At 52.7% G+C, this 25,584-nt stretch carries 29 protein-coding genes and 1 CRISPR repeat array; of the genes, 20 read left to right on the top strand and 9 right to left on the bottom strand.

All coding sequences use genetic code 11. The features are described 5' to 3' along the window. Window positions 1-10: 10 nt before the first annotated feature. The 10 genes from cas5c to HMPREF7545_RS09525 all read left to right on the top strand — a co-directional run bounded on the left by cas5c (window position 11) and on the right by HMPREF7545_RS09525 (window position 8,047). On the top strand, window positions 11-730 hold the full coding sequence (cas5c, locus tag HMPREF7545_RS09570; protein WP_006695540.1) for a type I-C CRISPR-associated protein Cas5c: 720 nt from the start codon (window positions 11-13) through the stop codon (window positions 728-730). After that, on the top strand, window positions 727-2,631 hold the full coding sequence (cas8c, locus tag HMPREF7545_RS09565) for a type I-C CRISPR-associated protein Cas8c/Csd1 (RefSeq protein ID WP_006695539.1): 1,905 nt from the start codon (window positions 727-729) through the stop codon (window positions 2,629-2,631). The genes cas5c and cas8c overlap by 4 nt, the downstream gene beginning before the upstream one ends. Before the next feature lie 20 nt (window positions 2,632-2,651). Then, window positions 2,652-3,557: a type I-C CRISPR-associated protein Cas7/Csd2 gene (gene cas7c / locus HMPREF7545_RS09560; RefSeq protein ID WP_040571389.1), complete on the top strand. Its 906-nt coding sequence runs from the start codon at window positions 2,652-2,654 to the stop codon at window positions 3,555-3,557. A 1-nt stretch (window position 3,558) separates the two neighbouring features. Then, complete coding sequence (gene cas4, locus HMPREF7545_RS09555) at window positions 3,559-4,218, top strand: CRISPR-associated protein Cas4 (RefSeq protein ID WP_040571388.1); 660 nt, start codon at window positions 3,559-3,561, stop codon at window positions 4,216-4,218. Then, window positions 4,215-5,243 carry a type I-C CRISPR-associated endonuclease Cas1c gene (gene cas1c, locus HMPREF7545_RS09550; protein ID WP_006695536.1) on the top strand — a complete coding sequence of 343 codons (1,029 nt, stop codon included), beginning with the start codon at window positions 4,215-4,217 and terminating at the stop codon, window positions 5,241-5,243. The genes cas4 and cas1c overlap by 4 nt, the downstream gene beginning before the upstream one ends. A 9-nt stretch (window positions 5,244-5,252) precedes the next feature. Continuing rightward, window positions 5,253-5,543 (top strand): CRISPR-associated endonuclease Cas2, encoded by a 291-nt coding sequence (gene cas2, locus HMPREF7545_RS09545; protein WP_006695535.1) that lies wholly within the window; start codon window positions 5,253-5,255, stop codon window positions 5,541-5,543. Window positions 5,544-5,716: 173 nt separating this feature from the next. Next, a CRISPR array of direct repeats spans window positions 5,717-6,219; the repeat unit is 33 nt; unit sequence GTCGCGCCCCGCATGGGGCGCGTGGATTGAAAC. Window positions 6,220-6,462: 243 nt separating this feature from the next. Further along, a complete protein-coding gene (gene rpsF, locus HMPREF7545_RS09540; RefSeq protein WP_006697080.1) occupies window positions 6,463-6,756 on the top strand; it encodes a 30S ribosomal protein S6 in 294 nt (97 codons plus the stop codon). 43 nt (window positions 6,757-6,799) lie between these two features. Then, on the top strand, window positions 6,800-7,246 hold the full coding sequence (locus HMPREF7545_RS09535; protein ID WP_006695532.1) for a single-stranded DNA-binding protein: 447 nt from the start codon (window positions 6,800-6,802) through the stop codon (window positions 7,244-7,246). Between the two features lie 42 nt (window positions 7,247-7,288). Next, on the top strand, window positions 7,289-7,522 hold the full coding sequence (gene rpsR, locus HMPREF7545_RS09530) for a 30S ribosomal protein S18 (RefSeq protein WP_006306231.1): 234 nt from the start codon (window positions 7,289-7,291) through the stop codon (window positions 7,520-7,522). Between the two features lie 195 nt (window positions 7,523-7,717). Further along, the gene (locus HMPREF7545_RS09525; RefSeq protein ID WP_006695531.1) at window positions 7,718-8,047 is read left to right on the top strand and encodes a hypothetical protein; all 330 of its coding nucleotides are present in this window, start codon (window positions 7,718-7,720) and stop codon (window positions 8,045-8,047) included. 90 nt (window positions 8,048-8,137) lie between these two features. Here the strand turns inward: HMPREF7545_RS09525 and citX are convergent, their stop codons facing one another. Genes citX through HMPREF7545_RS09510 form a run of 3 tightly spaced genes read right to left on the bottom strand, consistent with a single transcriptional unit; the run spans window position 8,138 to window position 10,587 of the window. Further along, the gene (citX, locus tag HMPREF7545_RS09520) at window positions 8,138-8,647 is read right to left on the bottom strand and encodes a citrate lyase holo-[acyl-carrier protein] synthase (RefSeq protein WP_006695530.1); all 510 of its coding nucleotides are present in this window, start codon (window positions 8,645-8,647) and stop codon (window positions 8,138-8,140) included. Window positions 8,648-8,658: 11 nt separating this feature from the next. After that, window positions 8,659-9,702, bottom strand: a complete 1,044-nt coding sequence (gene citC, locus HMPREF7545_RS09515; RefSeq protein ID WP_006695529.1) for a [citrate (pro-3S)-lyase] ligase — start codon at window positions 9,700-9,702, stop codon at window positions 8,659-8,661. A gap of 9 nt (window positions 9,703-9,711) precedes the next feature. Further along, window positions 9,712-10,587: a LysR family transcriptional regulator gene (locus HMPREF7545_RS09510; RefSeq protein WP_006695528.1), complete on the bottom strand. Its 876-nt coding sequence runs from the start codon at window positions 10,585-10,587 to the stop codon at window positions 9,712-9,714. Between the two features lie 199 nt (window positions 10,588-10,786). Between HMPREF7545_RS09510 and citD the strand changes: the two genes are divergently transcribed. The 5 genes from citD (at window position 10,787) to HMPREF7545_RS09485 (ending at window position 15,830) form a co-directional block, all read left to right on the top strand. After that, on the top strand, window positions 10,787-11,089 hold the full coding sequence (gene citD, locus HMPREF7545_RS09505; RefSeq protein WP_006695527.1) for a citrate lyase acyl carrier protein: 303 nt from the start codon (window positions 10,787-10,789) through the stop codon (window positions 11,087-11,089). After that, on the top strand, window positions 11,086-11,997 hold the full coding sequence (locus HMPREF7545_RS09500; RefSeq protein ID WP_040571387.1) for an aldolase/citrate lyase family protein: 912 nt from the start codon (window positions 11,086-11,088) through the stop codon (window positions 11,995-11,997). Before citD ends, HMPREF7545_RS09500 begins: the two co-directional genes overlap by 4 nt. Before the next feature lie 13 nt (window positions 11,998-12,010). Continuing rightward, on the top strand, window positions 12,011-13,570 hold the full coding sequence (gene citF, locus HMPREF7545_RS09495; protein WP_006695525.1) for a citrate lyase subunit alpha: 1,560 nt from the start codon (window positions 12,011-12,013) through the stop codon (window positions 13,568-13,570). Between the two features lie 21 nt (window positions 13,571-13,591). After that, window positions 13,592-14,437 carry a triphosphoribosyl-dephospho-CoA synthase CitG gene (citG, locus tag HMPREF7545_RS09490; RefSeq protein WP_006695524.1) on the top strand — a complete coding sequence of 282 codons (846 nt, stop codon included), beginning with the start codon at window positions 13,592-13,594 and terminating at the stop codon, window positions 14,435-14,437. Window positions 14,438-14,504: 67 nt separating this feature from the next. Further along, window positions 14,505-15,830 carry a CitMHS family transporter gene (locus HMPREF7545_RS09485; protein ID WP_006695523.1) on the top strand — a complete coding sequence of 442 codons (1,326 nt, stop codon included), beginning with the start codon at window positions 14,505-14,507 and terminating at the stop codon, window positions 15,828-15,830. 46 nt (window positions 15,831-15,876) lie between these two features. Here the strand turns inward: HMPREF7545_RS09485 and HMPREF7545_RS09480 are convergent, their stop codons facing one another. From HMPREF7545_RS09480 to HMPREF7545_RS09460, 5 genes are read right to left on the bottom strand one after another with little or no spacing between them, the layout of a single operon-like run. Then, on the bottom strand, window positions 15,877-17,130 hold the full coding sequence (locus HMPREF7545_RS09480) for a metallophosphoesterase family protein (RefSeq protein ID WP_006695522.1): 1,254 nt from the start codon (window positions 17,128-17,130) through the stop codon (window positions 15,877-15,879). Beyond that, window positions 17,127-17,852 (bottom strand): TVP38/TMEM64 family protein, encoded by a 726-nt coding sequence (locus HMPREF7545_RS09475; RefSeq protein WP_040571386.1) that lies wholly within the window; start codon window positions 17,850-17,852, stop codon window positions 17,127-17,129. The genes HMPREF7545_RS09480 and HMPREF7545_RS09475 overlap by 4 nt, the downstream gene beginning before the upstream one ends. Before the next feature lie 11 nt (window positions 17,853-17,863). Further along, window positions 17,864-18,211 (bottom strand): hypothetical protein, encoded by a 348-nt coding sequence (locus HMPREF7545_RS09470; RefSeq protein WP_006695520.1) that lies wholly within the window; start codon window positions 18,209-18,211, stop codon window positions 17,864-17,866. Window positions 18,212-18,227: 16 nt separating this feature from the next. Then, window positions 18,228-19,070, bottom strand: coding sequence for a peptidoglycan recognition protein family protein (locus HMPREF7545_RS09465; protein WP_006695519.1), 843 nt, complete (start codon window positions 19,068-19,070; stop codon window positions 18,228-18,230). Next, complete coding sequence (locus HMPREF7545_RS09460; protein ID WP_006697068.1) at window positions 19,060-20,772, bottom strand: ABC transporter ATP-binding protein/permease; 1,713 nt, start codon at window positions 20,770-20,772, stop codon at window positions 19,060-19,062. Before HMPREF7545_RS09460 ends, HMPREF7545_RS09465 begins: the two co-directional genes overlap by 11 nt. Before the next feature lie 198 nt (window positions 20,773-20,970). Here HMPREF7545_RS09460 and HMPREF7545_RS09455 point away from each other — a divergent pair, with 198 nt between their 5' ends. Both HMPREF7545_RS09455 and HMPREF7545_RS09450 read left to right on the top strand, forming a co-directional pair. Further along, window positions 20,971-21,660 carry a MotA/TolQ/ExbB proton channel family protein gene (locus HMPREF7545_RS09455; RefSeq protein WP_006695517.1) on the top strand — a complete coding sequence of 230 codons (690 nt, stop codon included), beginning with the start codon at window positions 20,971-20,973 and terminating at the stop codon, window positions 21,658-21,660. Then, window positions 21,657-22,055, top strand: coding sequence for an ExbD/TolR family protein (locus HMPREF7545_RS09450; protein WP_006695516.1), 399 nt, complete (start codon window positions 21,657-21,659; stop codon window positions 22,053-22,055). Before HMPREF7545_RS09455 ends, HMPREF7545_RS09450 begins: the two co-directional genes overlap by 4 nt. A 55-nt stretch (window positions 22,056-22,110) precedes the next feature. On the opposite strand, the gene HMPREF7545_RS09445 is transcribed toward HMPREF7545_RS09450, so the two are convergent. Then, entirely contained in the window at window positions 22,111-23,802 is a 1,692-nt protein-coding gene (locus tag HMPREF7545_RS09445; RefSeq protein ID WP_040571385.1) for a DUF4127 family protein, read from the bottom strand. Between the two features lie 130 nt (window positions 23,803-23,932). Here HMPREF7545_RS09445 and rsmD point away from each other — a divergent pair, with 130 nt between their 5' ends. From rsmD to HMPREF7545_RS09430, 3 genes are read left to right on the top strand one after another with little or no spacing between them, the layout of a single operon-like run. Then, the gene (gene rsmD, locus HMPREF7545_RS09440; RefSeq protein WP_006695514.1) at window positions 23,933-24,490 is read left to right on the top strand and encodes a 16S rRNA (guanine(966)-N(2))-methyltransferase RsmD; all 558 of its coding nucleotides are present in this window, start codon (window positions 23,933-23,935) and stop codon (window positions 24,488-24,490) included. Beyond that, window positions 24,487-24,978, top strand: a complete 492-nt coding sequence (gene coaD, locus HMPREF7545_RS09435) for a pantetheine-phosphate adenylyltransferase (protein WP_006695513.1) — start codon at window positions 24,487-24,489, stop codon at window positions 24,976-24,978. The genes rsmD and coaD overlap by 4 nt, the downstream gene beginning before the upstream one ends. Before the next feature lie 36 nt (window positions 24,979-25,014). Next, a complete protein-coding gene (locus HMPREF7545_RS09430; protein WP_006695512.1) occupies window positions 25,015-25,554 on the top strand; it encodes a hypothetical protein in 540 nt (179 codons plus the stop codon). Window positions 25,555-25,584 lie beyond the last annotated feature (30 nt).

Here is a 25,584-nt window from a genome sequence, read left to right as displayed (position 1 = left end):
AGGTGAACGCATGAGAAATTCAATCGAATTTCAGGTATATGGTAGGATGGCGCTTTTTACGGATCCAATTACAAAGATCGGTGGAGAGAAAGCCTCCTATTCTGTACCAACGTATCAGGCGCTGAAGGGAATCACCGAAAGTATTTACTGGAAACCCACCATTATTTGGTTTATTGATGAGGTTCGTGTGATGAAGCGGATTACAACACAAGTCCGCGGCGTGAAGCCATTAAAGTATGGAGACAGTGGGAATGATCTCTCTTACTACAAGTACCTGAGTGATGTCTGCTATCAGGTGCGCGCACATTTTGAGTTCAATATGCACCGGGAGGAACTCAAGGAAGATCGAGATGAGCATAAGCACCACAACATCGCAAAGCGGATGGTGGAGCGCGGTGGACGGCGGGATATCTTCCTCGGTACACGGGAATGTCAGGGCTATGTAGAGCCTGTGAAGTATGGCGTGGGGAAAGGCTATTACGACAATGTAGATGAATTGCCGCTTGGCATTATGCTGCATGGCTTTAACTACCCTGATGAAACGGGAGAAGATAAACTGCAAGTTCGTTTTTGGAAGCCGACCATGAAAAAAGGAATTATACACTTTCGCCGCCCTGAGAAGTGTGAGATGGTGCGAGATATTCGCGAGGTGAGAACGAAACAATTTGATGCAGACAATGTCTTCTTTGCTGAAGAGGAAGAAAAACAGTTGGAAGGAGGGCATTTATGAGCTGGATGGAGCAGTTGGTGCAGACGTACAATGAAAACGAACGTTTTGCTGGAAGATCTGGTGTTGGTGGGATGAAAGCGCTGCTTCCTCCCGTGGGACATATTATCCAGAATGCACAGATTGAGATTGCGGTGAATGGAGAAGGTAAGCTTCTTCACTGCGAAGTCCTGTTGAAGGAAGATCAGCCGACACTGATTCCATGTACACCAGATTCGGCATCCAGATCTGGAAAGGGGGTATTTCCGCATCCTCTGCATGACAATCTCTCCTATATCGCAAGAGATTATGGTAAGTACGCCACTGTGGAACAAGATGAAAAAAAGAATCCCTATAAGCAATATGTGAAACAACTCAAGTTATGGGCAGAATCGAAGTATTCTGATCCTAAGGTATGGGCTGTATATCGTTACGTCTCAGAACACGATATGATTCAGGATTTGGTTGATAAAAAAGTCCTTCACAAAGATAAAGCTGGAGGTATTATAGAGAAGTGGGAGAATAAGGACAAGGAAAAACCTCTTATTTTCCAAGCGACTTCGGCTAGTGTTTTAAAATGTGTGGTGCGCTTTCGTGTCGAACTGCAGGGGGATACGTGCCCGGAGCTATGGAAGGATACGGTGCTGCAAAAGAAATATCAGGGATTTATCTTTCAGCAGCTTTCAAATACGGGAAAAAAACTTTGTTATGCATCCGGTGAATATATACATATCATAGGAAAACATGCAAAGGGGATTCGTTTTGCAGGAGACGGGGCTAAGATCATATCTTCGAATGACAATTCAGGCTTTACCTTCCGGGGACGTTTTGCTGATAGCAACGAATGTATATCCATTGGATATGAGAGTTCGCAGAAAGCAATGAATGCTCTGTCATGGTTGATTCGTGAGCAGGGATATAATGTCAATGGGCGTGTATTTTTGGCTTGGGGGCGATATCAGCAGGATCTTCCTTCCACATTTGACAATACAGTGCGGCTTATTCAAAGGCGCTGGAACGCTTCTTCTGCCATTCCTATTACAATGCGGGAGTGGTCGGATTCGTTAAAGGAATCAATACAAGGATACAGACACGCCTTTAAAAAACCAGAGAGAAGCCAGGTCAATGTTATGGTTCTTGATGCGGCGACAACAGGACGCCTCTCCATCTGCTACTACGATGAGATGGCAGGAGAGGATTTTCTGAAGCGCATTGAGAAATGGCATGTTGTAAGCGCATGGTGGCAGCGTGGCTGCGATGAGAAAAAGAAGAAATGGTACCCTCATTATTATGGCGTTGCGAGCCCGCGTAAGCTTATTTCCGCCTATCGCGGCGATAATATCAGTGATGCGCAGATGAAAATGGAGCTTCACAGGATATTTTTCTCCATTATACAAGGGGCTCCATTGCCAAGTGACATGGAGCGAACAGCCTTCCAACGGGTCGTTAAACGAGCAGTATGTGATCCGCTGGAAGAATGGGAACATTTGATTTTAGAGCCGGCTTGTTCCATTATATCCAATCGGCTCAACTATAAAAAGGAGGTTTACACAGTGGCATTAAACAAGGAGAAGACCAATCGTTCCTATTTGTTTGGTCGATTACTTGCTGTCGCTGACCAAATGGAGCGGGCGACATTCACAAAAGAAGAAAAGGGAAGCCGGACAACAAATGCAATGCGTTACATGATGAAATTTTCATCACGACCTTCATCGACGTGGAAAACTTTGCAGGAAAAGCTTCTGCCGTATCAGGAAAAACGGGAGAAATATGGTGCAAAAGAGAAAGATCTTATGGATGAAATTATCAATACATTTCATGACGAAGATTTTTGCTCAGACGCTCCATTAAATGTGGAATTTTTGCTTGGACTATCCTGTCAGCGTTATGCGATGAAACAGGATAACAAAAATGAAGAGAACTAGATTGCTGAGGAGGAAGCATGATGGCTGTACTAACGAAGAAAATTGATTTTATCGGATTCATCACGGTGGAGCGTTCCAACCCGAACGGCGACCCCCTGAATGGAAATCAGCCGCGCACGGATTACGGCAGCTATGGAGAAATCTCTGACGTCTGTCTCAAGCGTAAGCTTCGCAATCGCTTACAGGATATAGGCGAAAAAATTCTCGTTCAGTCCAATGAGCGCGCAGATGACGGATGTGACAGTATTCGATCGCGTGTCGAGGCAAACCCTGCGATGGATAAACCGCTCAAAATGAAGGACAAGGAGCAGGGGCGCACACGTATATTTGCAGAAGAGGCGTGTAAAGCATGGATAGATGTCCGTTCGTTCGGACAGGTGTTTGCGCTCAAAGAAGCAAAGAAGCAAGGCGTTGATGCTGTCTCTGTCGGCGTGCGGGGTCCTGTGACCCTTCATACGGCAGTCAGCCTCGATCCTGTCACCATCACGGGTATACAGATCACGAAGAGCGTCAACAATGAGCCGGGCGATAAGAAAGGCTCGGATACGATGGGCATGAAGTATCGCGTAGACTTTGGCGTGTATAAATTCCAGGGCAGTATTAACGTCCAGCTGGCGGAAAAGACGGGGTTCAGCGAGGGGGATGCCGAAAAGATCAAGGAAGCTCTCTGTACAATTTTCGAGAATGATGCATCGTCCGCCCGACCTGAGGGAAGCATGGAGATGAGCCGTTTCTATTGGATTGAGCATGCCAATAAAACCGGCTGTGCACCGAGTGCGAAGATCCACCGCAGCGTTTCGGCACAGAAAAAGGATGGGGTAGAGACGCCATCGCATTTGGATGACTATATCATCGACGACAGTGCGCTCTACGCCATTGACGGCATTCACATTGAGAAATATGTTGAGGGAAGCTTGGTCGATTGATATGGGGTATGCTGAGGAAGAGTATCTCATGCTCTCGGAGATTCAGCACTATGTCTTTTGTCCTCGTCAATGGGGGCTGATTCATCTTGAGCAGCATTGGCAGGAAAATGTCCTGACTGTTGAGGGGAATGCCCTGCACGAAAGGGCGCACGATGAGAACATCAAGGAAAAGCGCGGCAATAAGATCATTGTGCGTGGAATGCGCGTAGCATCCCCTCGGATTGGGATTTCCGGAGCCTGCGATGTTGTCGAATTCCACGCGGATCCTACGGGAGTATGTATTCCCTCCTATCAGGGCAGTTATCGCGTCGTCCCAATAGAGTATAAGCGAGGAAGGCCCAAGGAGGGGGAGGAGGATGTACTCCAACTGACCCTTCAGTCACTCTGTCTTGAGGATATGCTCGTGATAGATATCCCCTTCGGATATTTGTATTATGGGGAGATTCGCCGTCGGGTTAAGGTCACATTTTCGGACGAACTGAAAGCGCGGATCCCGGTTCTGGTACAGGAAATGCGGCAGTATATCCGGAGTGGACATACCCCGCGCGTGAAGCGCCGAAAAGGCTGCAAGAACTGCTCTCTCAACAATATCTGTATGCCGAAATTGAATCGGCTCGAATCTGCCAAACATTATCTTGAGAGGAGGCTGGCAGAGGGATGAAGCCTCTTTTGAACACACTTTTTGTCAATCAGGATGAGGCGTATTTGGCGTTGGACGGCGGCAATGTTGTGGTCGTTCGGGAGGAGAAGGAACTGGCTCGTTTTCCGCTTCATAACTTTGAGCAGATTACAACCTTTGGCTACACGGGAGCGAGCCCTGCGCTCATGCGGAAATGCGCAGAGGAAAATATTGCATTGACGTTCATGAGCTCGGAGGGGAGATTTCAGGCGCGCGTTATCGGAAAGATGAATGGCAACGTCCTCTTGCGCAGGGAGCAGTATCGTCGTGCAGATGATGAGACTGCCAGTCTTGCACTTGCGAAGAACTTCATCCTTGGCAAGATCTATAATGCGCGCTGGATGATCGAGCGGACGCGCAGAGACCATGCCATGCGAATTGATGAGGAGAAATTTCAGAGTGTCAGTGACTTTCTCCAGACATCCTGTCATGAGGCAACGTGTGCATCTGATTTGGAGGAACTCCGCGGCGTCGAGGGTAAGGCTGCCGTCAGCTATTTCTCTGTGTTTGATGATATGATACTCAAACAAAAAGGAGAGTTCTTTTTTACTGAGCGTAACCGCAGACCGCCGCTCGACAATATGAACTGTCTCTTATCTTTCCTCTATGCCCTCCTCATGAATGATGTAGGGGCGGCACTTGAAGGGGTGGGATTGGACTCCTATGTCGGTTTTCTGCATCGTGATCGCCCGGGCAGACAGTCACTCGCACTTGACCTCATGGAGGAACTGCGCCCAATGGCGGATCGTACGGCATTTTCCATGGTCAATACCAAGAAGATCAGCGGCAAGGATTTTCGCCTAGAAGAGGGCGGCGCCGTATATCTGACCGATGATGGGCGTAAAAAGATTCTGGAGGCATGGCATGCACACAAAGAGGGGATGATGACACATCCTTTTTTAGAGGAAAAAATCAAATGGGGGCTTGTTCCTCATGTGCAGGCAATGCTGCTTGCACGCCATCTGCGTGGGGATCTTGATGCCTACCCGCCATTTTTGTGGAAGTAGGTACTTGCTATGTATGTTTTGATCACCTATGATATCAGTACAGTTGACGCCGATGGGCGCAGGAGGCTGCGCCAGGTCGCACGAAAATGCAGAGCCTATGGGCAGCGCGTGCAGAACTCTGTCTTTGAGTGTAAGGTGGATCCAACCCAATGTAAGCAATTGGAACTTGCGCTGTTGGATATCATTGACCTGCAGGAAGATAGCCTGCGATTTTACTACCTCGGAAAGGATAAAGGACCGAAAGTAACGCATTATGGTGTTAAAGAGTCCTATGACTTGGAGGCGGCCATCATCATCTGAGCATTTATTACTGAGTGCGAAGGTGAAGTGAACAGAAAACAGAATGTAAAAATATAGGTGCGAGAATCATGCCGCAGGAGGGGCGTGGGTCTCAGGTGCCGAGAAAATCGTATTTGTGGAGGGGAATGCCCATAAATACGTGGCAAAAGGGGGAAGTCGTGACCTCTTTTGCCGTCGCGCCCCACACGGGGCGCGTGGATTGAAATTCGTTGTCCTCCCGCACTTCAACGCCCGTGCCGCGTCGCGCCCCACACGGGGCGCGTGGATTGAAACCTCCGCGACTGGAACGCAGCACACCCCGATGCGCGTCGCGCCCCGCATGGGGCGCGTGGATTGAAACAGCTTCCGGCGGGCACCCGCATTGCTCAGTGCCTGTCGCGCCCCGCATGGGGCGCGTGGATTGAAACGGTCTGTCCGGGACGATGCAGACGCTTATTTGTCGTCGCGCCCCGCATGGGGCGCGTGGATTGAAACGCCATGAGGGAACGGGACAAAGACCGTAAGCCCATGTCGCGCCCCACACGGGGCGCGTGGATTGAAACTCATTGATGCGGATATTGCGGATGTCCTGCAGTTGTCGCGCCCTGCATGGGGCGCGTGGATTGAAACAAGGCTGCCGCTGCCACGAAGGTCATCCAGTGTGGTCGCGCCCCGCATGGGGCGCGTGGATTGAAATTCATGATGATATACAGCGCCGACATGGAGAAGGGGGGCGCTCCTTTGTAGAGCATGCGGATTGAAGCTTCTTCTCATTATAGAAGATTCTTGTTGTTCACTTTTGTAAAACCCTTGCGTGTCGCTGTCAAACATGCTATACTAACTTTTGTCGCGTGAGCGTATGCTTTTTTTGTGCGCGCACATAAGAATAACTCTGCCGTCGACGAGATCGGCGGCCAAAGACCAAAGAGGAGGTGATTTCGTGAGATTGTACGAAGTCATATTTATCGTGAAGCCGATGGAGGAAGAAGCGACAAACGCCGTCATCGAGAAGTTCACAAAGCTCATTCAGGCCAATGGCGGTACGATTGAAAAAGAGGACCGCTGGGGCAAGAAGCGCCTAGCCTATGAGATCAAGGACAATACCGAAGGATATTATGTTCTGCTGTACGTTAATGCAGAGCCCGCCTGTGTCGCTGAATGCGATCGCGTGATGAAGATCACTGACGAGCTGCTTAAGCACATGATCGTTCGCGCGGACGGAGTCGAGGAGTAAGTCGATCTGTGACGGAACGCCATCACACAGGAGAGAGAAAACAATGAACAGAGTTATACTGATCGGGCGCCTTACGCGCGATCCAGAGATTCGCTATACACAGAGCGGAAAGGCTTTTTGCCGCTTTACGGTTGCGGTAGACCGCCGCTTTTCGCGGACAGCACAGCAGGAGGGACAGCAGACAGCAGATTTTATCCCTGTGACCTGTTGGGAAAAACTTGCTGAAATTTGCGGAAACAACCTGACCAAGGGCCGCCGTATCGGCGTCGAAGGACGTATTCAGGTGCGCAGCTATGACGGCAGCGATGGACAGCGCAAATATGCAACGGATGTTGTAGCGGACAATGTAGAGTTTCTCGACTCCAAGAATTCCGGCGGTGCCGCAGGCGGTTTTGATGCGCCAGCGGGGCATGGCACAGCGCCTGCTGCAGGGGGTTCTGCACCGGATATGATGGGTCCCGTGATTCCGGACGACGATATTCCGTTCTGAGCATCTGCTCAGTATATCCCGTAATAAGGAGGGACAGCAAAAATGATGAAACGAGATCGAGGCCGCAAGCCTCGTCGCAAGGTCTGCTCGTTCTGCGTGGACAAGGTAGATCATATCGACTATAAGGATGCTGCAAAGCTGCGCCGCTTCACGACAGAGCGCGGGAAGATTCTTCCGCGCCGCATTTCTGGAAACTGTGCAAAGCATCAGCGTCAGGTAACGCTCGCAATCAAACGGGCACGCAATATCGCGCTTCTTCCGTTCACTGCAGAGTAAGAAGATCAATGCCGCATCTTTACAGATGCGGTTTTTTATTGGAAAAAATGAAGACGGGGTATGTCTTTGTTCAAGCTGTTCGTTCATCAATCGGACTGCTGTGTTGATCTAATAAATGGTTTATTTGCGCTTAAACAATATCCAAGGTAAATAGATTATCCTCAAAAAGCATCCAAGCGAAAGGGGAAAATACTTATGAAAAACATGTCAAAGAAATACATCTCAGGGGTTCTCGCTGCTGCGATGGGACTCAGCATGATGGGGGCGACGGTCAGCAGCGCCGAGGCGGCGCAAATCTATCAGCCGCTCCGCTATGAAAACGGTACCTCGAATGAGTATAGCTTCCGCATGCGGGAAGAGGATCGCGTCCACGAGCAGAATGTACGCAAGATCCGTTTTGAGTTCCGCCGCGACGGCGATCAGGCAAAGTATAACCGTGCGATGCAAAAAGAGCAGAAGCGTCATGATCAGGCGGTACAGAACATCAAAAGAGATTATCGGAACGACAGACCTTGGCATCGTTAAGCATTTAGGAGATTGCCGTAAAGCGGCATAAAGACGGGACTGCCCTGCAAGGCTCAATCAGCTTTGCAGGGCAGTCCCATTTTCTATACTTTATTTGAAATATACAGAAAGGAGGCGCTCGATTTCATTTGTCAGTTCTTCGATAGAGTGATGCCGGCTGCGTGCACAGACCTGAGCCTGTTCTGTGCAGAGCAGACAGCGGCGCGGGAGTGGGCGGGAGAGTTTTATCCCATCTGCTGTGAGAACATCAAAGTCGAAGAGACGACCGAGCGGGTGCGTCTCCTCGATGCGGATACAGAGCTCTTTCAATGACGCGGCATCTCCTTTGACGGCAACGAGAGCCTCATCCCCAGTTGCTGCATGCACCTGCATCTGTGCAATGGGAGACAGATGCATACCTGTCAAATGCTCCTGCAGCGCCGAGAGTCCGGTCTCAAAAGCACGACGAAGCGCCGGGGAGGTCTTAACGGGGCCCGGGATATTGAGGGTAAACGAGAGCAGCGGGCATTGATATTGCTTCAGCCAAGCATCCTGTTGCCTTGCGCGTTCTTCACGTGCGGCGAGCATGGCGGAAAGTTCCACAGGGATACCGCTGAGCATTATGGCTCCTTTCAATAATGTACGACATCTGCTGCCTCTGCAATTTTTTTGCGGATGGCGGCACTTTCTTCGCTCTGAAGGAAAGCCAGTGTTGTCGGCGGTACGAGCGCGGGAAGGGCGTCCATACTGCCGGACTGTATCGCACGGCGGACGGTGGATGCGCTGATGGGTGCTCCTTCGCGTTCCTTGCGCGGGATCACTCTGCATTCGATGCCGGCAAGCGGGAGATCGTGGAGCATAATTTCATTGTAGAGGCGTGTGACACGGCTCGCCTGTTCTTCACCAACATAGCGGCGAGTGATGGAGAGCGCCTGTGCGATACGCGAAAAAACGGCGATATCGAGCTGTGCATGGCTGCGGATCGCCGCATCCTCATCCTTTTGAAAATAGCTGGGGAAGGTCGCCTGGCTGATCATGTAGGGACCCGTTGCGTGATGGACGATATTCTTCAGATGTGCGGTTCCCTCGCGTACGAGGCGATCGCGTATATCATAGGGGAAGAAGCTCACATCCTCACTGACCACAAAGAGATGCAGGAGATCGTTCTCCGCCGCAGCCTGCTCCACGAGATACAGATGGCCATACGTGAACGGGTTTGCATTCAGTATAATCGCTGCCGCCGTGCTGTGTGCCACTCCTGCTCCTGTTTCTGCCTGTAATTTTTTCAGATACTCTGGGAAGCCCCAGCTCCGATTTTCGAGAAAGACGATGGTATCAGAGACGCGTGCAATCTCATGGAAGCCGAGACTGCAGAAGAAGGGGGCGGAGGCGCCCTTCGTATAGAGAAAGACAGAGGAGTTCCCGCGTTCCTGCTGGACATTCATGAGATGGGTGAGGACTTTGTTCAGCAAGCCTTTTCCCTGATGTGCGTCATCTACGGCAAAGCAGCGCAGCGTGTTGGCGTAGCAGCTGCCTGTTGCGATGACCTGATGCGCGTCATCGAGGACGGCGCAGGTGTAGTCGATATTTGCGTCCATGCGGAGACCTTCCTTTTCAAGCAGCGCTTGTACTTGAGCAGTACCCGCATGGTCAGACGGATAGATTGTTGTTATCATGATTACCTCCTATGCCGTATGTGGCAGGCTTGTGGATTCACGCAGCAGATTGATGAAGGCGTCGATCTGCGGCAGGGCAGCGGTCTGTTCCGTATAGAGCAGGTACGTCGATCGTACGAGAGGACGGCCGTCTGCAAAGTGCATGGGACGGATGCATCCGTCAAAGTGCGCGAGACAGATTTTCGGAACGATGCCCCAGCCGAGTCCTTGCCGTACCATTTCGATACAGGTCGTGGTGTTATTTGCGAAGATCTGATTTTTTGCCGTGGGAATTTTGTTTTCCTTGCGCCAGAGCGCTGTATCCCGCTCCATTCCGGTATCAGCTTTGCGGATGATTTGCGGAAGCTCTCTGAGCGGAAGGTTCCTGTGCTCTCGGCAGGTAATGATGCAGATCGGTTCTCGGCCGAGCAGGATACGAGGCCCGTCCCAGTCGGAGTGCTCGCCGCGTACGATGGCGAGCTCGGTCTGTCCCGCAATAAACATTGAGAAGATTTTCTGGCTGACTTCGATGGTCAGCTGCGTATGAACCAACGGAAAGCGTTCCTGATAGAGGCGGAGCAGAGGCGGCAAACGGTATATCGCGTAATTGATCGATACGCCGATGCGCAGTGTGCCGGAGATCACCCCCTGGGCGTCGTTGAGCTCCTGATTCATTGTCATAAGTTCTCGCGTAATGGCTTTGATATGGCGCAGGACGATCTCTCCTGCCGGTGTGAACTGAATGCCGAGTCGTGAGCGCAGAAGCAGGATGATCCCCAGTTCCTTTTCAAGCTGGCGTATACGTTTGGAAACTGAAGATTGGGTCGTGTACAGTTCCTCTGCCGCGCGCGTGATATTGTTTGTGCGGTGCAGGGTCATGAGCAGCTGAATATCTTGCGTATCCATTGGATCCTCCCTCCAGGGAAATAAAGAGGTACGACATACGTTTTGTTTATTATATCATGATATTCATTGCTTTTGCGATTGAAAAATATTGAAGATACATTCTTTTATGGAATGGCATGAATGGAAAAACGGGTGCGTTTACAAAATATAACGCTCCTTGCTATTATGATACCATAATTAACAGTTAGGGGGAATCGTTATGCAGATCGAGAAGTCGGCGATGGCGGGAACGCTGGAATCAAGCGATGTGCGGGTCACTGTGGAGCCGGGAGCGAATGGGATTGAGCTCGATATTGAGAGCAGCGTGATGAATCAGTATGGCCGTGCCATTCAGAGAACTGTGCTCGAGACACTGGAGCGTCTCGGCGTACAGTCTGTCCGTATACAGATTGTGGATCAGGGAGCTCTCGACTGTACGATTCGTGCACGCGTGGAATGTGCTGTTTTTCGCAGTGCCGGAATATCAGACAAGAATGTCCCGTGGGGAGGTGCAGTCCAATGATTCCAAGACCAAGACCGGAGCGATTCCGTCTCCGCCGTACGATGATGTTCATGAATGCGCAGCGTCCGGGCCTGATTAAGGATGCCTATATCTACGGTGTGGACAGCATTATTCTCGACCTTGAGGATGCGGTGGCGGAGAACCAGAAGGATGCGGCGCGCTTCTCGCTCTATCATGCGCTGAGGAGCATTGATTACGGCAAGACTGAGGTGCTTGTCCGCATGAACGGGCTCGAGACGCCGCACTGGCAGGAAGATATCCGCGTCTGTGTCGCCGGCGGTGCGGATGGGGTGCGCATTGCAAAATGTGAGAGCGCAGACGATGTGAAGTGTATCGAAGAACATGTCCGCGCGGCGGAGAAGGAATTTGGCGTTGAGGAGGGGCGGACCCTTCTCATGGCGGCGCTCGAAAGTCCGAAAGGGATCCTGAATGCACGGGAAATCTGTCAGGCATCGGATCGTATGCTCGGCGTTGCCATTTCGGGCGGAGATTTCCGCAAGAGCATGCACGTGCGCCCCGTGCGCAGCGGCATCGAGATCAATACGGCGCGCAGTCTCATGTTGCTTGCGGCGCGCGAGGCAGGGATTCAGTGCTTTGATACTGTGTTTACGGCGCTGGACGATGAGGAGGGATTTCGCGCGGAGGTGGAACTCGACCATGCAATGGGCTTTGACGGCAAGAGCCTCATCAATCCGCGGCAGATTGCCTATGTACACCAGACCTTTGCTCCGACCCCGCAGGAGATCGCGACGGCAGAACTTTACGTGCGCAGCTTTGAGGAACAGTCGAAACAGGGCGTCGGCGTCTATACGGTCAATGGAAAGATGGTCGACATTCCCTTTATCGAGGATGCGAGCCGCGTGATCGCACTGGCAAAGGCGTGCGGCGTTTATCACGGAGATTTATAGAGGGGGTGCGGTGATGAAAAATGCAGTTGGCAGAGAAATTCCGGAGGAGCTTCTCGCAGGTGGAAAGGAGGTATATCAGGGGAAATACTATATGGACGGAAAGACCTTCCATAAAGCAGGTCCTCGTGTGCGCCGCGCGGAAAAACCGCAGGCATCCAAGGTGCTCGCCTCCATCCGTGAGGCGTGCGAGAAATGCGGGGCGCATGACGGCATGACCGTGTCCTTCCACCATGCGTTTCGCAACGGCGATTATGTGACCAGTATGGTTGTGAAGGTTTTGGTGGAGGAGATGGGGCTGAAGGATCTGACGGTCGCGACAACATCGCTCGGCAGCGCACAGGATCTGCTCGCAGACTATATCGAGGCAGGAAAGATCATCGGGATTCAGTCCTCCGGCGTGCGCGGGCGAATCGGTGAAGTCATCTCCGCGGGCAAGCTCAAGACGCCGGCGATCATCCGCAGTCACGGCGGCAGACCGCGTGCGATCGAGACGGGAGAACTTGCCATTGACATCACATTCATTGCGGCATCTTCTGCGGATGATTACGGAAATGCAAACGGTACAGGCGGAAAGAATAACTGCGGCACGCTCGGTTATGCCGTCGCAGACGCGCGCTATGCAAATCGTGTTGTCGTCGTGACGGACACCATGGTTCCGTTTCCGAATACGCCTGCATCTATTTCCTCTATCGACGTGGACTATGTCGTCGTCGTCGATGAGGTCGGCGATCCGAAAAAGATCGGAACGAAGGAGGCCCGTGTGACCGAGGATCCGCGCAATCTTATGATGGCGGAGAACTGCGCAAAGATCATGGCGGCAACACCTTACTTCAAGGATGGATTCTCCTTTCAGACAGGAGTCGGAGGGCCCTCGCTTGCTGTTAATCGCTACCTCGAAACCTATATGACGGAGCGCGGCATCGTGATGGGCTTTGCGCTCGGAGGCATGGGTGGCAACATCTGCGATCTCATGGACAAGGGGCTTGTGCGCAAACTTCTCGACACGCAGGATTTTGACACAAAGGCGATTGCGCATCTAGCGGAACATCCGGATCAGCACTTGGAGATTTCTACGAGCGAATATGCCAATCCGGCGAATAAAGGTGCGTATGTGAACAAACTGGATTTCGTAGTATTGGCGGCGCTTGAGATCGACACGGATTTCAACGTCAATGTGCTGACCGGTTCGGACGGCGTGCTGCGCGGCGCGCCGGGAGGGCATCCGGACACCGCGGCCGGGAGCAAATGCTGCATCATCGTGACGCCGCTGGTGCGCGGCCGCATGGCGACGGTCTGCAAAAAGGTGGTTACTGTAACGACGCCGGGGGATTGCGTGGATGTGCTTGTGACCGATTACGGCATTGCGGTCAATCCTGTGCGTACGGATCTTGTTGACTGCCTCGATGCCGCGGGGATTGCTCATACAACGATCGAGGCTCTTCAAGAGAAGGCGTACAGTCTCGTGGGAGAGCCGGATGAACTCGAATGGGAGGATCGGATCATTGCCGTTCTGGAGGCGCGTGACGGCACGATTCTCGATGTTGTACGCAAGATTAGGCCGCTTAAACTCTGAACACAGTCTTAGGTGAAGAACATGTGCGACGCAGATATGATTGCCGCATGCGCCGTTGAGGCGCTGCTCGTCGAGGCGGCGGCAACCCCGAAGCCCGGTCTGGTCGACCGTTCGAACAATGGGGCGCATCGGGACATGGATTTTTTCACATTTCAGGCATCGGCAGCGGTACTCGCTCCATATTTTGCGGAATTTGTACGCGCAGGAGCGGGACAGGGGATGAGCCTGCATACGCTGCTTGCACGCCTGCGCTCGATTGGACGCGCAGCAGAATCCGCCATGTATGCCCGTACAGGGGGCATAAATACGCACAAAGGAGCAATCTTCAGCTTTGGCGTGCTGCTCGGAGCGGCAGGATGGATCGGCGCGCATGGAAAGCCGCTGACGGCAGATGCCGTGCTGAATGCCGTGCGAATTATCTGTGCCGGACTTTGTCATGCAGACTATGGAGGGATGCCAAATATCCCCCATACAAAGGGGCAGGAGGCATACCTCACCTATGGACTGACCGGTGTGCGCGGGGAGGCAGAGGCCGGATTCCCGCTCGTGTGGAATTACGCCCTTCCGCTCTATCGTGTACAAAGGGGAAAAAATACACCGCTGAATGATGCGCTGGTCGATGTCCTCCTCGTGCTTATGGCACATAATATGGACACGAATATCCTCGGACGTCATGACCTTGCGATGCTTCATTGTGTGCAGGAGGAGGCCGCTCGCATTGTCCAACTGGGAAGCATGGAGACGGAGGCCGGCCGTGCCGCGGTCCATGCCTTTGATGACCAGTTGACTGCCGCATGGGTCAGTCCCGGCGGCTCAGCAGATCTTGTTGCGGTCACGCACTTCCTCTATGAAATAGAATCCAGATGAGCATAATTCATTCATCCTGCTTCGGCAGACTAAATCTTGGATAATTTTGCAGAACGGAGGGATTCTCATGTTATTGGCTGTTACCGGTTTTGTCATGATCTTTCTGATCATCTATTTGCTTTTGCAGTCGAAGGTGCATCCAACGCCGATTTTTGTCGTTGTTCCGATCGTCTGTGCCGTTGTCTGCGGTTTTGACTTCACACAGATTGCAGAGTTTATGAAAACAGGCGTTACAACAACCATGCCAGTCGCGGTGCTCTTCATTTTCTCAATTGTTTACTTTTCGATTATGTCGGAAGTCGGACTCTTTGATCCGCTGGTTGATTTCCTCGTGAAACATGCCGGCTCAAATGTTGTCTTGGTTACGGTATCAACTGCCTGTATCGCAACCATTGCCCATCTTGACGGTGCGCTTGCTGCAACTCTCCTCGTGACAGTTCCGGCGATGCTGCCGATCTATAAGAAGTTGCATATCCGTCCTGTTGTCCTCTGTGTCATCATCGGCGCCGCCATGAGTATCATGAACCTTCTTCCGTGGGGCGGGCCGGTCGCGCGTGTCGGCGTCATTTTGGATACAGATGTCAACGCGCTCTGGCACACGCTGATACCGCTGCAGATTGTCGGTATTATCATGGTGCTCTTCTTTGCTGCGTTCATGGGGATTTTGGAGAAACGGCGCGGTGCGGGACTGCATCCGACAGGAAAGGCGGCAGAGCTGGATGAGGATGCCTCCTCTGCGCATCAGATTTCCGATGAGGAAGCCGCCGCGCTTAAGCGTCCAAAGCTCTTCTGGTTCAATCTCATTCTCACGGTCGGCGTGATTGCAATGCTCTGCTTCACGAAGATCCAGCTGTATGCTGCCTTTATGATCGGACTGTCGCTGGCGCTCATCGTGAACTTTCCAGATCCAAAAATGCAGGGGGCGCGCATCAAAGCCCATGCGGGCGAGGCTCTCGGCGTTCCCATGATCCTGCTCGCCTCCGGCGTATTCCTCGGAGTCCTGACCGGGACGAAGATGATGGATGCGATGGCGGAAACGCTTGTCATGCTCATTCCATCTGTCCTCGGTCCCTATGTTCACATTATCATGGGGATATTTGCCGTTCCTATCGGGATGATGCTCGGTACGAGTCCGTATTTCTTCGGCCTCCTTCCTCTTGCGATCGGCGTCGGTGAGCAGTATGGCATATCGCCGGAGAATATGTCGAATGCCATGTTGGTTGGCAAAAACTTTGCCGTCCTCGTTACGCCGCACGCGGCGACAACATTCCTTTGCTGCGGTCTTGCGGGCGTCTCCATCAAGCAGCTGCTGCGCTTTTGTGCGCCATGGCTTTGGGGGTTGTCCATCATCTCATTGGTTTTTGCAATAGCTTTGGGCATTGTTACGATTTAAGAGTAAAAGAGACAGACAGCGCGATCTTTGCGCCGTCTGTCTCTTTTTACTTATGAAGGGATATCGTATCCAGTATTGTGCCGTCCAGCGCCTCGCAGCGGATGCTCAGCTGATGTTTATCTGCTTCCATGTAAAGGTAATTGGATGGAGCGGGATTGGGCGCTGCGGCGAGATCGTAGCGTTCGGCAGGCACGTTAAAGTATTGATTCCCGGCAGGGCCTGTGAGGAGATAGAGCGTGCCGTGTTCATCGGTCTGCCGTGCACGTATCTGCCGGCGGCGATAGGAATGAACATGACCTGAGATAACCAGATCGATGCCGAGAGCATCGAATATGTCCAGGAAGACGCGGCCCACATCGCTGATCCCCGTCGTTATTCCTGTCTCTGTCTGATACTCCCCGTAGGAAAGGATATCCTTGTGCATGAGGACAACCTTCCACGGGGCAGTACTCCCTTTGACATCACGCATGAGCCAGTCCAGCTGTTCGTGTTTCAGCGCCTCGCCGCGTGTACCGAGCTCGAGAAACTGTGTATCGAGGACGATGCAGTGTACTGCGCCGAGATCAAAGGAGTAATAGTGCCCCCGAAACTCTGTGCTGCCGTTGTCCGGCAGTGCAAATGTGCGCAGATAGCGCGCAGGCGGTGTCGCTGTCCAATTCAGGCCGTAATATTCATGATTGCCGAGGACAGGTACATGAATGCAGCGCGCCAAAGGATTCTCTGCTCCCTCCATCGCCGCGAAGAAGCTGCACCAATGCCATGAAGATTCTCCGTTGTCTGTGAGGTCGCCGACAATGGCTGCAAAATCTGCTGCAGAGTGCCGCTGCCAAGCGGTATGATAGACTTGCTGCCACACATCATAACGTTCACTGCATTGACTGTCTGAGAAGAAAAGGGCGCGTACATTCGTATTCGAATGCTCCTGAGAGAGAGGAATCCACGCCGTTCTTCCGCCTGCATGCGTGACACGATAGGAGCCGCCGCCGGCAGGCAGAGGAATCTCTGCGTGATAGATGAACTGCGCTTCTTCATCCTGTGCAAGGGAGGCATAGGCGGGGGAAAAGAGCTCTGTTCGTCCCTGCTGTTCTCCGGCATGCCGCAGCTCAACGCAGATATCCTGCAGCAGATGAGGGCTGTCCCATTGAATTATGCGTGTCTGATTCGGGTTCTTTGTGATGACCTGGCGCAGGTGGTGTATGTCGTTTGAGACGGCTCCAGCAGTGCGAGACGAAAATAGACTGCCAATGCCCATCGTCAGGATGGCATTCATGGCAGTCTGCAAAAAAGAGCGGCGCGTCATTCTTTTTTCTCCGTCTCCTGCGGCAGCACCGCAGCCTTCATTACACGTTTTTCGTAGCGTACGGCGGCATAGATCAGGATGCCTGCAAGAAGAATAACGACGATCAGGCGCGTATTGTCTTCCTGCCGCATGACGAGATCGTGCCCGATGATCGCCTCGATACCCGTCGAGGGAAATTTTCCGACAAAGGAGGCGAGCATATACTCGCGCAGCCGGATGGAGGAAAGTGCGCCGACCGCGTTCAAGAGGGCTGAGGGGAGATAGGGAACCATGCGCCCGATCAGCATGATGATAAAGCCTCTGCTGCCGCTGTAGTGATCCACCCTGGATAGAAATGCGCTTTTAGCGATGACTTTTTCGGCCGCTTCACGGAAGTAGAAGCGCATGAGAAGGAAGGCAATCGTCACACCGATGGTCTCTGCTACACAGGAGAGGAGAATGCCCGGGATAATGCCGAAGAGGATGACGTTCGCTGTTGAGAAGATGACGGCAGGCGGAAAGCCCAGTGCATTGGTAAAGAGTGTGAGGAGAAAGGCAAAGAGGAGCGCACCGTCCCCGAATGAGCGGATGTATTCGACTGTTGTGGGAATGTCTCCGCTTGCCAGCAGCGTAAAGAGCTCCGGCAAAAAAGCGGGAGCGATCAGATGAATAATAACGAAGAGCAGTACGATCGCAAGGGCGGCACCAACCTTTACGAGCCCCATGCCCATTTGTTGCTTCACGTAAATACCTCCTAGGTCGTAAAAACTATCGCAATTGCGCCGAGAAGCAATGCAATGCTGAAGCCGTGCATTGCGTTGGCAATACTTTTTCCGTAGGTATGAGAATAACGCTGCACAATCTTTCGCAATTCGAAAATCAAGAAGGAGAGACAAAAGAATACGAGCGAGAGATCGCCGTCCGTCCATCCGTAAGCGAAGATGACTGAGGTGAGCACGATGCCGGTCTGTTCCCCACGTGAGAAGATGCGCTCGGGTTCTTTTCTTCGTCCGCGTGCATCAATTTCCGCGCGTGTCAGCGGGATGCCCATTTCATCCGTTTTCTCCTGATCACGGTCGAACCATCGGTAGTGGAATCCCATTGGTCACTGCCTCCATTCACATCGCGATTCTTCGTTGCTCCGGCCTTGCATTTGGCTTCGGTACATCTGGGCGTTTATTGGGTTTTAACGCGGGTTTTTCCGAGGGCGGACGCATCGGAGGATTGGGTGTGCTCGGCGCCGGATGCGTCGGGCGTGGTATTCCGTTCCTGCGTTGTGCCGATTCCATCTGCTCGCGCATGCGAATACCCTGCTGCTCCTGCCCCCTCTGGGCAATGCGCAGACGCTCTGCCTGCAGTTCCTCAGAGGCGTAATAGGTGCGCGCCTGTTGTACAATATCGGGCATCTGCGCATAGAGATAACGACCCGGACAAGCGGTGGCATTGAGATCACAGTGTCCCTTAACGGTACTCTCCCAGACAGGATCGAGCTGATATACGGTACAAAGCGATGCGATGAGATGTGCCGCAGCTGTTTTCTGTGCTTCTGTGGGGACAGCGGACTCAAAGTTTCCGACGAGATTAATACCGACTGTATGGCGATTCTCTCCATAGACATGCGCTCCAACTGTACCGAGCGGCCGTCCCTCCTCGATCGTACCATCCTTGCGAATCAGAAAATGATAGCCGATGCCCGACCAACCATTGTTCAGATGCCATTGATGAACGGTTTCCGCCGAAACATCGTCATTATTTGCCATGCCAATATGGTGAACGACGATACAGTCTGTCACAAAACGATTTTCCAGCGGGCCGAATTTCAGATAAGTCGGACGTATCGTAACGCCGGGCAGTGCGGAAGGAATATACCACGATGCCTTGACGACGGCAGGGAAGAAGGGGAATGCGGCAGCGCCGATCCCTATGAGAGCAATGCGGCGTAAGAATTCTCTACGATTCATGGGAGATCTCCTGATAGATATACGTTTGGTCTGTTAGGCGGAGCTCCGTGTCATGAACGGCAAAAAGGGTCGAGCGATGTCCGACGCTGATGATGCTGGCGGCGGGGAGTTCCTGATAGAGCAGTTCGTACAGTGCGTGTTCGCGCGGCTCGTCGAGGGCAGAGGTTGCCTCGTCGAGGAAAATCCAATCGGGACGGATGAGCAGGATGCGCGCAAAGGCCAGCCGCTGCTGTTCACCGAGCGATAGGATGCGGCTCCAATCGTCTGTATCATCCAGTCGTGCGGAGAAATGCTCCAATCCGACAAGCGTTAGAATGTGCACCAATTCGGTGTCCGGCACTGCTGTCGTACGCGGATAAGAGAGTACACGACGGAGCGAGCCGAGGACGAGGTAGGGGCGCTGAGGAAGAAAGAGACGAGATGCGCCGTGCGGGAGTTCAATCTTTCCGCTGCCATAAGGCCATATCCCGGCGAGTGTACGGAGCAGCGTGCTCTTTCCCGCACCGGATGCGCCCGTCACGAGGACATGACTCCTGCGCGGAAGTGTCAGCGTGCATTGGCTGAGGAGCGGGGAACCGTTCGGCAGTACAACGGTGAGGTTCTGAAGCATAAGCGCATCATCCGTACTCTCCGTGCGCACGATGTCGCTCCTTACCTGCGCGGATTCTTCCATGTGCTCCGTAAAGCCCGAAAGTCGCTGGATCACGGCGGCGAGCTCAGCAATGGAGCTGTACGAATCGACAAAGAAGGAGAGCGCATCCTGCACGCGCCCAAATGCCGACATCGTCTGCATGAGACCGCCGAGCGCCATTTCGCCGGCGTAATAGCGCGGTGCCGCCATGATGATCGGGAAAATGATCGCGAGCTGACCATAGCCGTTGACGTAGAAGTTCAGGAACTTTGTCCGGCGCATCAATCCCCAATAGTTCTTTATAACGTTTGCAAAACGCTCCTTGAACCCAATTGTCTCCGCCATTTCACCGCGATAAAATGCGATGCTCTCGCTGTTTTCGCGCACGCGCATCATGCTGAAACGAAAATCTGCCTCGTAACGCTGCTGATCGAAGTTGAGCCGAATGAGCCTGCGTCCGACGACGTGAACAAAGTATGTTCCAATCCCCGAATAGAGCAGAGACAACCAGAACATATAGCCGTAGACGGTGAATGTGCTGCTGCCCAAAGGAACGGTGATCGTGCCCGAGAGGTTCCAAAGGACCACAGCAAATGCGCCGAGTGTTGTGAGCTGTTTGAGAACGCCGACGAGAAGAGTCAGCGTCAGTGAAACGAACTGATTGACGTCCTCACTGATACGCTGGTCAGGGTTGTCTGTATCGCTGCGCAGTACCTGCATGCGATAGTAGACCTGCCCGTGCATCCAGCGGCCGAGATATTGCTCTGTCATCCATGTACGCCAGTTGATCGTCAGCATCTGTCGGAGGTAGACGGCATATACGGCAATGATGATATAGAGAAAGGCCAGAAGGGTGAACTTACCGATGAGCGGCCAGAACGATGCCCAATCATACGCCTGCAGTGCGTCATAGAATATACGATACCAGTCGTTGATGCGGACGAGCAGATATACCATGATAAGATTGAGCGCGATGACTGAGACGAGCAGGCTGCGTGCCTTCCACTTCTCAGGAGAGCTCCAATACCCTTTGAACAGCTGCCAGAAACCGCGTACGAGAGGTAACTTCAATCCAAAATCCTCCTTCAATACAGAACGGTTTTCATTATAATATGTTTTTGCATGGACCGCAAGCCGTTTGAATCGTATCAAGAAGATATGGTGAGATTTGTTATCGTTGACGCAGACAAGGATATGTAGTAAAATGAATGAGTTTATAACGGGGCGGTATGAGGAATCATATTCCAGAACGGAAGGAAAGGTTGCGCTATGGATTTTATTGCACAGGGGATTGAGTTTTTCCGACATGGCGGCATTGTCATGTACTTCCTGCTTGCAGCGTCAATTTTTGTCGTTTTTATCGGTATTGAGCGTACATTCTATTTTTCCCGTATGGATGCGGGACGGGCATTTGCGCATGCCTTTATGCTGGATGTCGCTAATGCAAAGTTCAAAGATGCTGTTGCGCTGACAGAGTCGAGGCGCGGCGCAATCGCGGATATCCTATTCAGCGCGATTGCAAAGAACAGCAAGAACTCGCGCAAGATGTCTTCCTATATGGAGATTCAGTCGGGCATTGCACTCTCAAAGCTGCGCAACCGCATGTACTATCTGAGCGTCATCGTTACAATGGCTCCGCTGCTCGGACTCCTCGGCACGATCAGCGGCATGATCTCGACGTTCAGTGTGTTTAACATTGAGGCGGGGGAGCCGAGTGCGATTACGGGCGGTGTAGGCGAGGCGCTCATCGCGACAGCGATGGGCCTGTGCGTCGCAATCATCGCACTTTCGGTGCATGCATACTTTTCTCAGCGCATCGAGAACATTGTTACAGATATGGAGATGTGTTTCTCTGCCGCTGAGAACAGCCGTATTGAGCTGGCACGTGCAGCAGGAGTAAAGGGCGTCATCGAGACTTCCTTGCATAACGAAAATACGGCGGAAGGTGATGAGGCATGAGACTCCGCGACAGAAGGGCCTTTGAAAAGCCTGAGGTCATGATTATCCCCATGATTGACATCATGTTCTTCCTGCTTGTGTTCTTTATTATGAGTACCCTCTATATGGTGAATCTCAAGACAGTGGATGTGAACCTGCCGAAAGCGCAGACAGCGCAGACGCAGCTCAATGTGACCTATTTGGTCACTGTACGCAAGGACGGTTCGCTCTGGCTCGAGGATCAGCAGATTGATGAGGCAACACTCCTGCGCCGCGCGCGCGCCGAGAGTCAGAAAAATCAGCGCTTTGCCGTCGTTGTCCGTGCGGATGGGGATATGAATTACAGCGGCGTCATGGAACTGCTCGATAAGTTCCGCAAAGAAGGCATTACACGGTTCGGTCTTGCGGCACAATAACAAAATATTTTATTCCGCAAAAGAACGGAGCTTGTCGGGTTCCGTTCTTTATGCATTATGGAGAGGATGTTTCGATAGAAGGATTTGATTCGAGGCGTATCTCGAACGTGCGCGGCCATGGATAGTATGCCGTGATGTTGCTTTGTATGAGGCGCAGTAAATGTCTGTTTGCATAAAGAGGAGTGCGGAATGCGCGAGTGCTCTCATAACTTTGCATTCGGCGCCGCAGATCGTGTGCGATAAGATCATTTGCCCAGCGCCAATTCCGCGAGAGATCAAGATCAGCTGTATTGTGATAGCCCGCGCTGCGAAGCGAACTGTTGACGCGGTCGATGGTTTCCTTTAAGTAGAACTCATCCTCGGCAATGCGTCCTGTGAGGAATGCGAGATTGGCACGGGCAGCAGCATCCCGTTCCGATTGGGTCGCTGTACTCTGCACAGCGCAGTGATAGAGAACCGCCTGCGAGAGAGCTGTGCCGATCGCGTTGCTTGCTGTATTCCATCCAGCATATGCCGTGAGCGCGTTGACCGGCACATTCTTTTCGATCAGAATGGGGAACAGGGCCTCCTCCGCACGAAAATGGCGGGAGAGATCGACAAGGGCAACTGCTTTCTTTTCTGCGAGCATCGCACGGATGGAGGCGGCGGCACGGGAACGTGTGCCGAGCGTATCCGCGTCGCTGTCGCCTGTGAAGATAAAAAGCGTCAGATCAGAAGTCTCCGCATCGTTTTCTTGGGATGCACCGAGGAGTGTAATCTTTTCGCGTACTGCCGCATCGTTTGAGATTGCCATGAAGGGGAATACGGCATCCTTCATCTCGTCCTTCGCATAGCAAATATCAATACGAGGCATATTCGCCCCGCCCGCCTGCAGTTCATCTACGGAGAGCCGTGCAAGCATTGAAAGTGCGAGCTCATCTGCTCCGTGAACAATCATTGCACGATCCGGGGGGATATTTTTTTGTGTAAGCAGAGCGGCAAGCTCTGCTTTTTTCAGATTGCCGACGGAATAGGGCTCACCGTCATCCTGTCCAAGGATCAGCCGTGTGAGCACGCCTTCTTCGGTCAGATGAACAAGCATCGCTGCAAGAGCCGTGCTTTCATCGAAGTGAGCGAGATACCTTTCGAGATACTCGGATGGAAATTCTGTGCGCAGACGATCCATTTCTTGCGTATCGACAGGAAGTCCCTCGCCTGTGCGTCCAAGAAGACGCGCATAGGAAAGAAGTGCGCGCCGTTCGCGCCAACCCTCGATACCGTCTTGCGGGATTGCACGCGGCAGAATGTAGAACGCATGCAGAGGCACGTCCGGGTGCGCCGTATGGAGTGAGCGCAGGTAATCAGAAAGTGCCGTAATGTCTGCCGCTGAGATATGCGCCTCACGTGCTGCAAGCAGCCCTCCCGAGAGCAGCTGATCGACGGATAGGATCACGGCTGACGCGTCGGTCATTTCCTCTGCAAGCCAAGACCGCAGTGCGGGCGTATTTCCGGGCCGTGTATAGTAGTCCATATATTCTGTCGGCGGTGTGATGATGTCACGCCCGATGATTTTCCCGCCGTTTACGACAAAATCTGTGCACGGCGGCCGCGAATCAAGAGGGACGAGAAGAACGGGAGCGCGTTTCTGTACGGATACGGGAGAGGGGGGAGGCACGCTCCATTGCCCCTTCGGGATCGGGTGGAATACAAAATGAAAGAGAAGGGCCGCGGCAGACAGAAACAATGCTATGACAAGAGAAGGTTTCATCAGCTCTTTCCTCCAATCGTAATTTCCATAGTATAACATATTTTATGAAGATGGAGACAGGTTGAAATGCGAATATGAATTGTGGTAAAATAGGAAAGCCTATGTATGGTACAGCAGTGGGAGGAATACGATGCGGATCATTACGGGCAGCGCGCGCGGCGTGCGTCTGAAATCTCCCGCAGGAGACGGTACGCGGCCGACGGCTGACCGCACGCGTGAGGCTGTCTTTAGTATCTTGGGCAATCGTGTTGTAGATGCGCGCGTACTCGATCTCTTCGCAGGAACCGGTGCACTGGCACTTGAAGCACTCTCGCGCGGAGCAGTGTGTGCTGTGCTCATTGATCGTGCGACGCAGGCCATTTTGATGGAAAATGCCCGTCGGACGAAGATGGAGAAATACGTGGAGATTCGCCGCGGAGATGTATTCGGCCAGGCTGCTGCACTCGCGCGTACCGGGCGTGCATTCGATCTCATCTTTGCCGATCCGCCCTATGGACAGGGAGATCATATACGCGTACTCTCTGCGGTGGATGCTGGACGCTTGCTCGCTGAGGGCGGTCTCCTTATTCTTGAGCAGGGCGCAGATGAATCTGTGGCGGAACATATGGGAAGACTCTCTCTGCTCCGTGAACGCCGCTATGGTGCAGCACGCATCTGTTTTTATGCACGACAGGAGGTGCAGGAATGAGACGAGCCGTCTTCGCCGGGAGTTTTGACCCCGTTACAACGGGACATATCGATATTATTGAGCGTTCTGCATCGATGTTCGATGAACTCATTGTCTGCATTTTTCATAACGTCCAAAAAGAGGGCTGTTTCCCATTGGAGGAACGGGTTCGATTCCTTCGAGAAGCGACATCGCACGTGCCGAATGTGCGTGTAGATGTGTCCTCGGGGCTGCTTACGGACTATATGAAGCAAGAGGGGGCTCGCGTAGTCGTGCGCGGCCTGCGTTCTGTAAAAGACTTTGAGTATGAGGAAAACCACGCAGCGATGATTCGTCATCTCATGCCGGAGAGCGATACAATCTTTCTGCTGACCCGCCCCGATCTGACCTTTGTCAGTTCTTCGGGCGTTCGGGAACTGATCCGCTTTCGCGGACCGGTGCAGGGGATCGTTCCGTCGTCAGTGGAACAGGCGATATTGAAGCTGTATGGAAAGCCCCGTCGAGGATAATGCGCCGCTGGGTGCACAGGAAAAGGAGTTAGATTTATGGCAGTGATTGACACGCTGAAAAAGCTGGAAGATTTGGTCGCGGATGCATCACACCTCCCCTTCAGTGACAAAGCTCTTGTGAACGATGATGAGATCGTGCATCTTGTAGAAGAGCTGCGCATGGATCTTCCCAAAGAGCTGAACCGCGCGGCAGAGATTATGCAGGAACAGGAAAATATCATCGGGCGCGCGCGGGAAGAGGCAAAGGATATTGTAGATTCGGCGCAGACGCGCGCAAACCAGCTCCTTGAGGAAAGCGAGATTGTCATTCAAGCGAAGGAGCGTGCTCGTGCCATCATGCATCAGACACAAGAACAGGCGCGTGAACTGATGGAGCAGACGCAGGCAAACGCCGCGCGCCTTCAGAGCGATGCAGACGCTTATGCGAATCAGGTGTTCGAGCAGCTGATTGCACATGTCGGCAGCACATTCAAGGGCGTGCAGCAGGCAGAGGCGGGGCTGAACCAAGCGATGAACGTCCTGCGCACGGCAAAGGCTCAGATGAATGCACCGCAGGGCGAGGGACAGGAACTCTGAGAGGCCTCCTTGACAATGCCGGGAACCGCC

It is taken from the genome of Centipeda noxia ATCC 43541 (assembly GCF_000160555.1).
In the GTDB taxonomy this organism is placed as follows: Bacteria; Bacillota; Negativicutes; order Selenomonadales; family Selenomonadaceae; genus Centipeda; species Centipeda noxia.
This window is presented reverse-complemented; position numbering and strand designations above follow the sequence as displayed.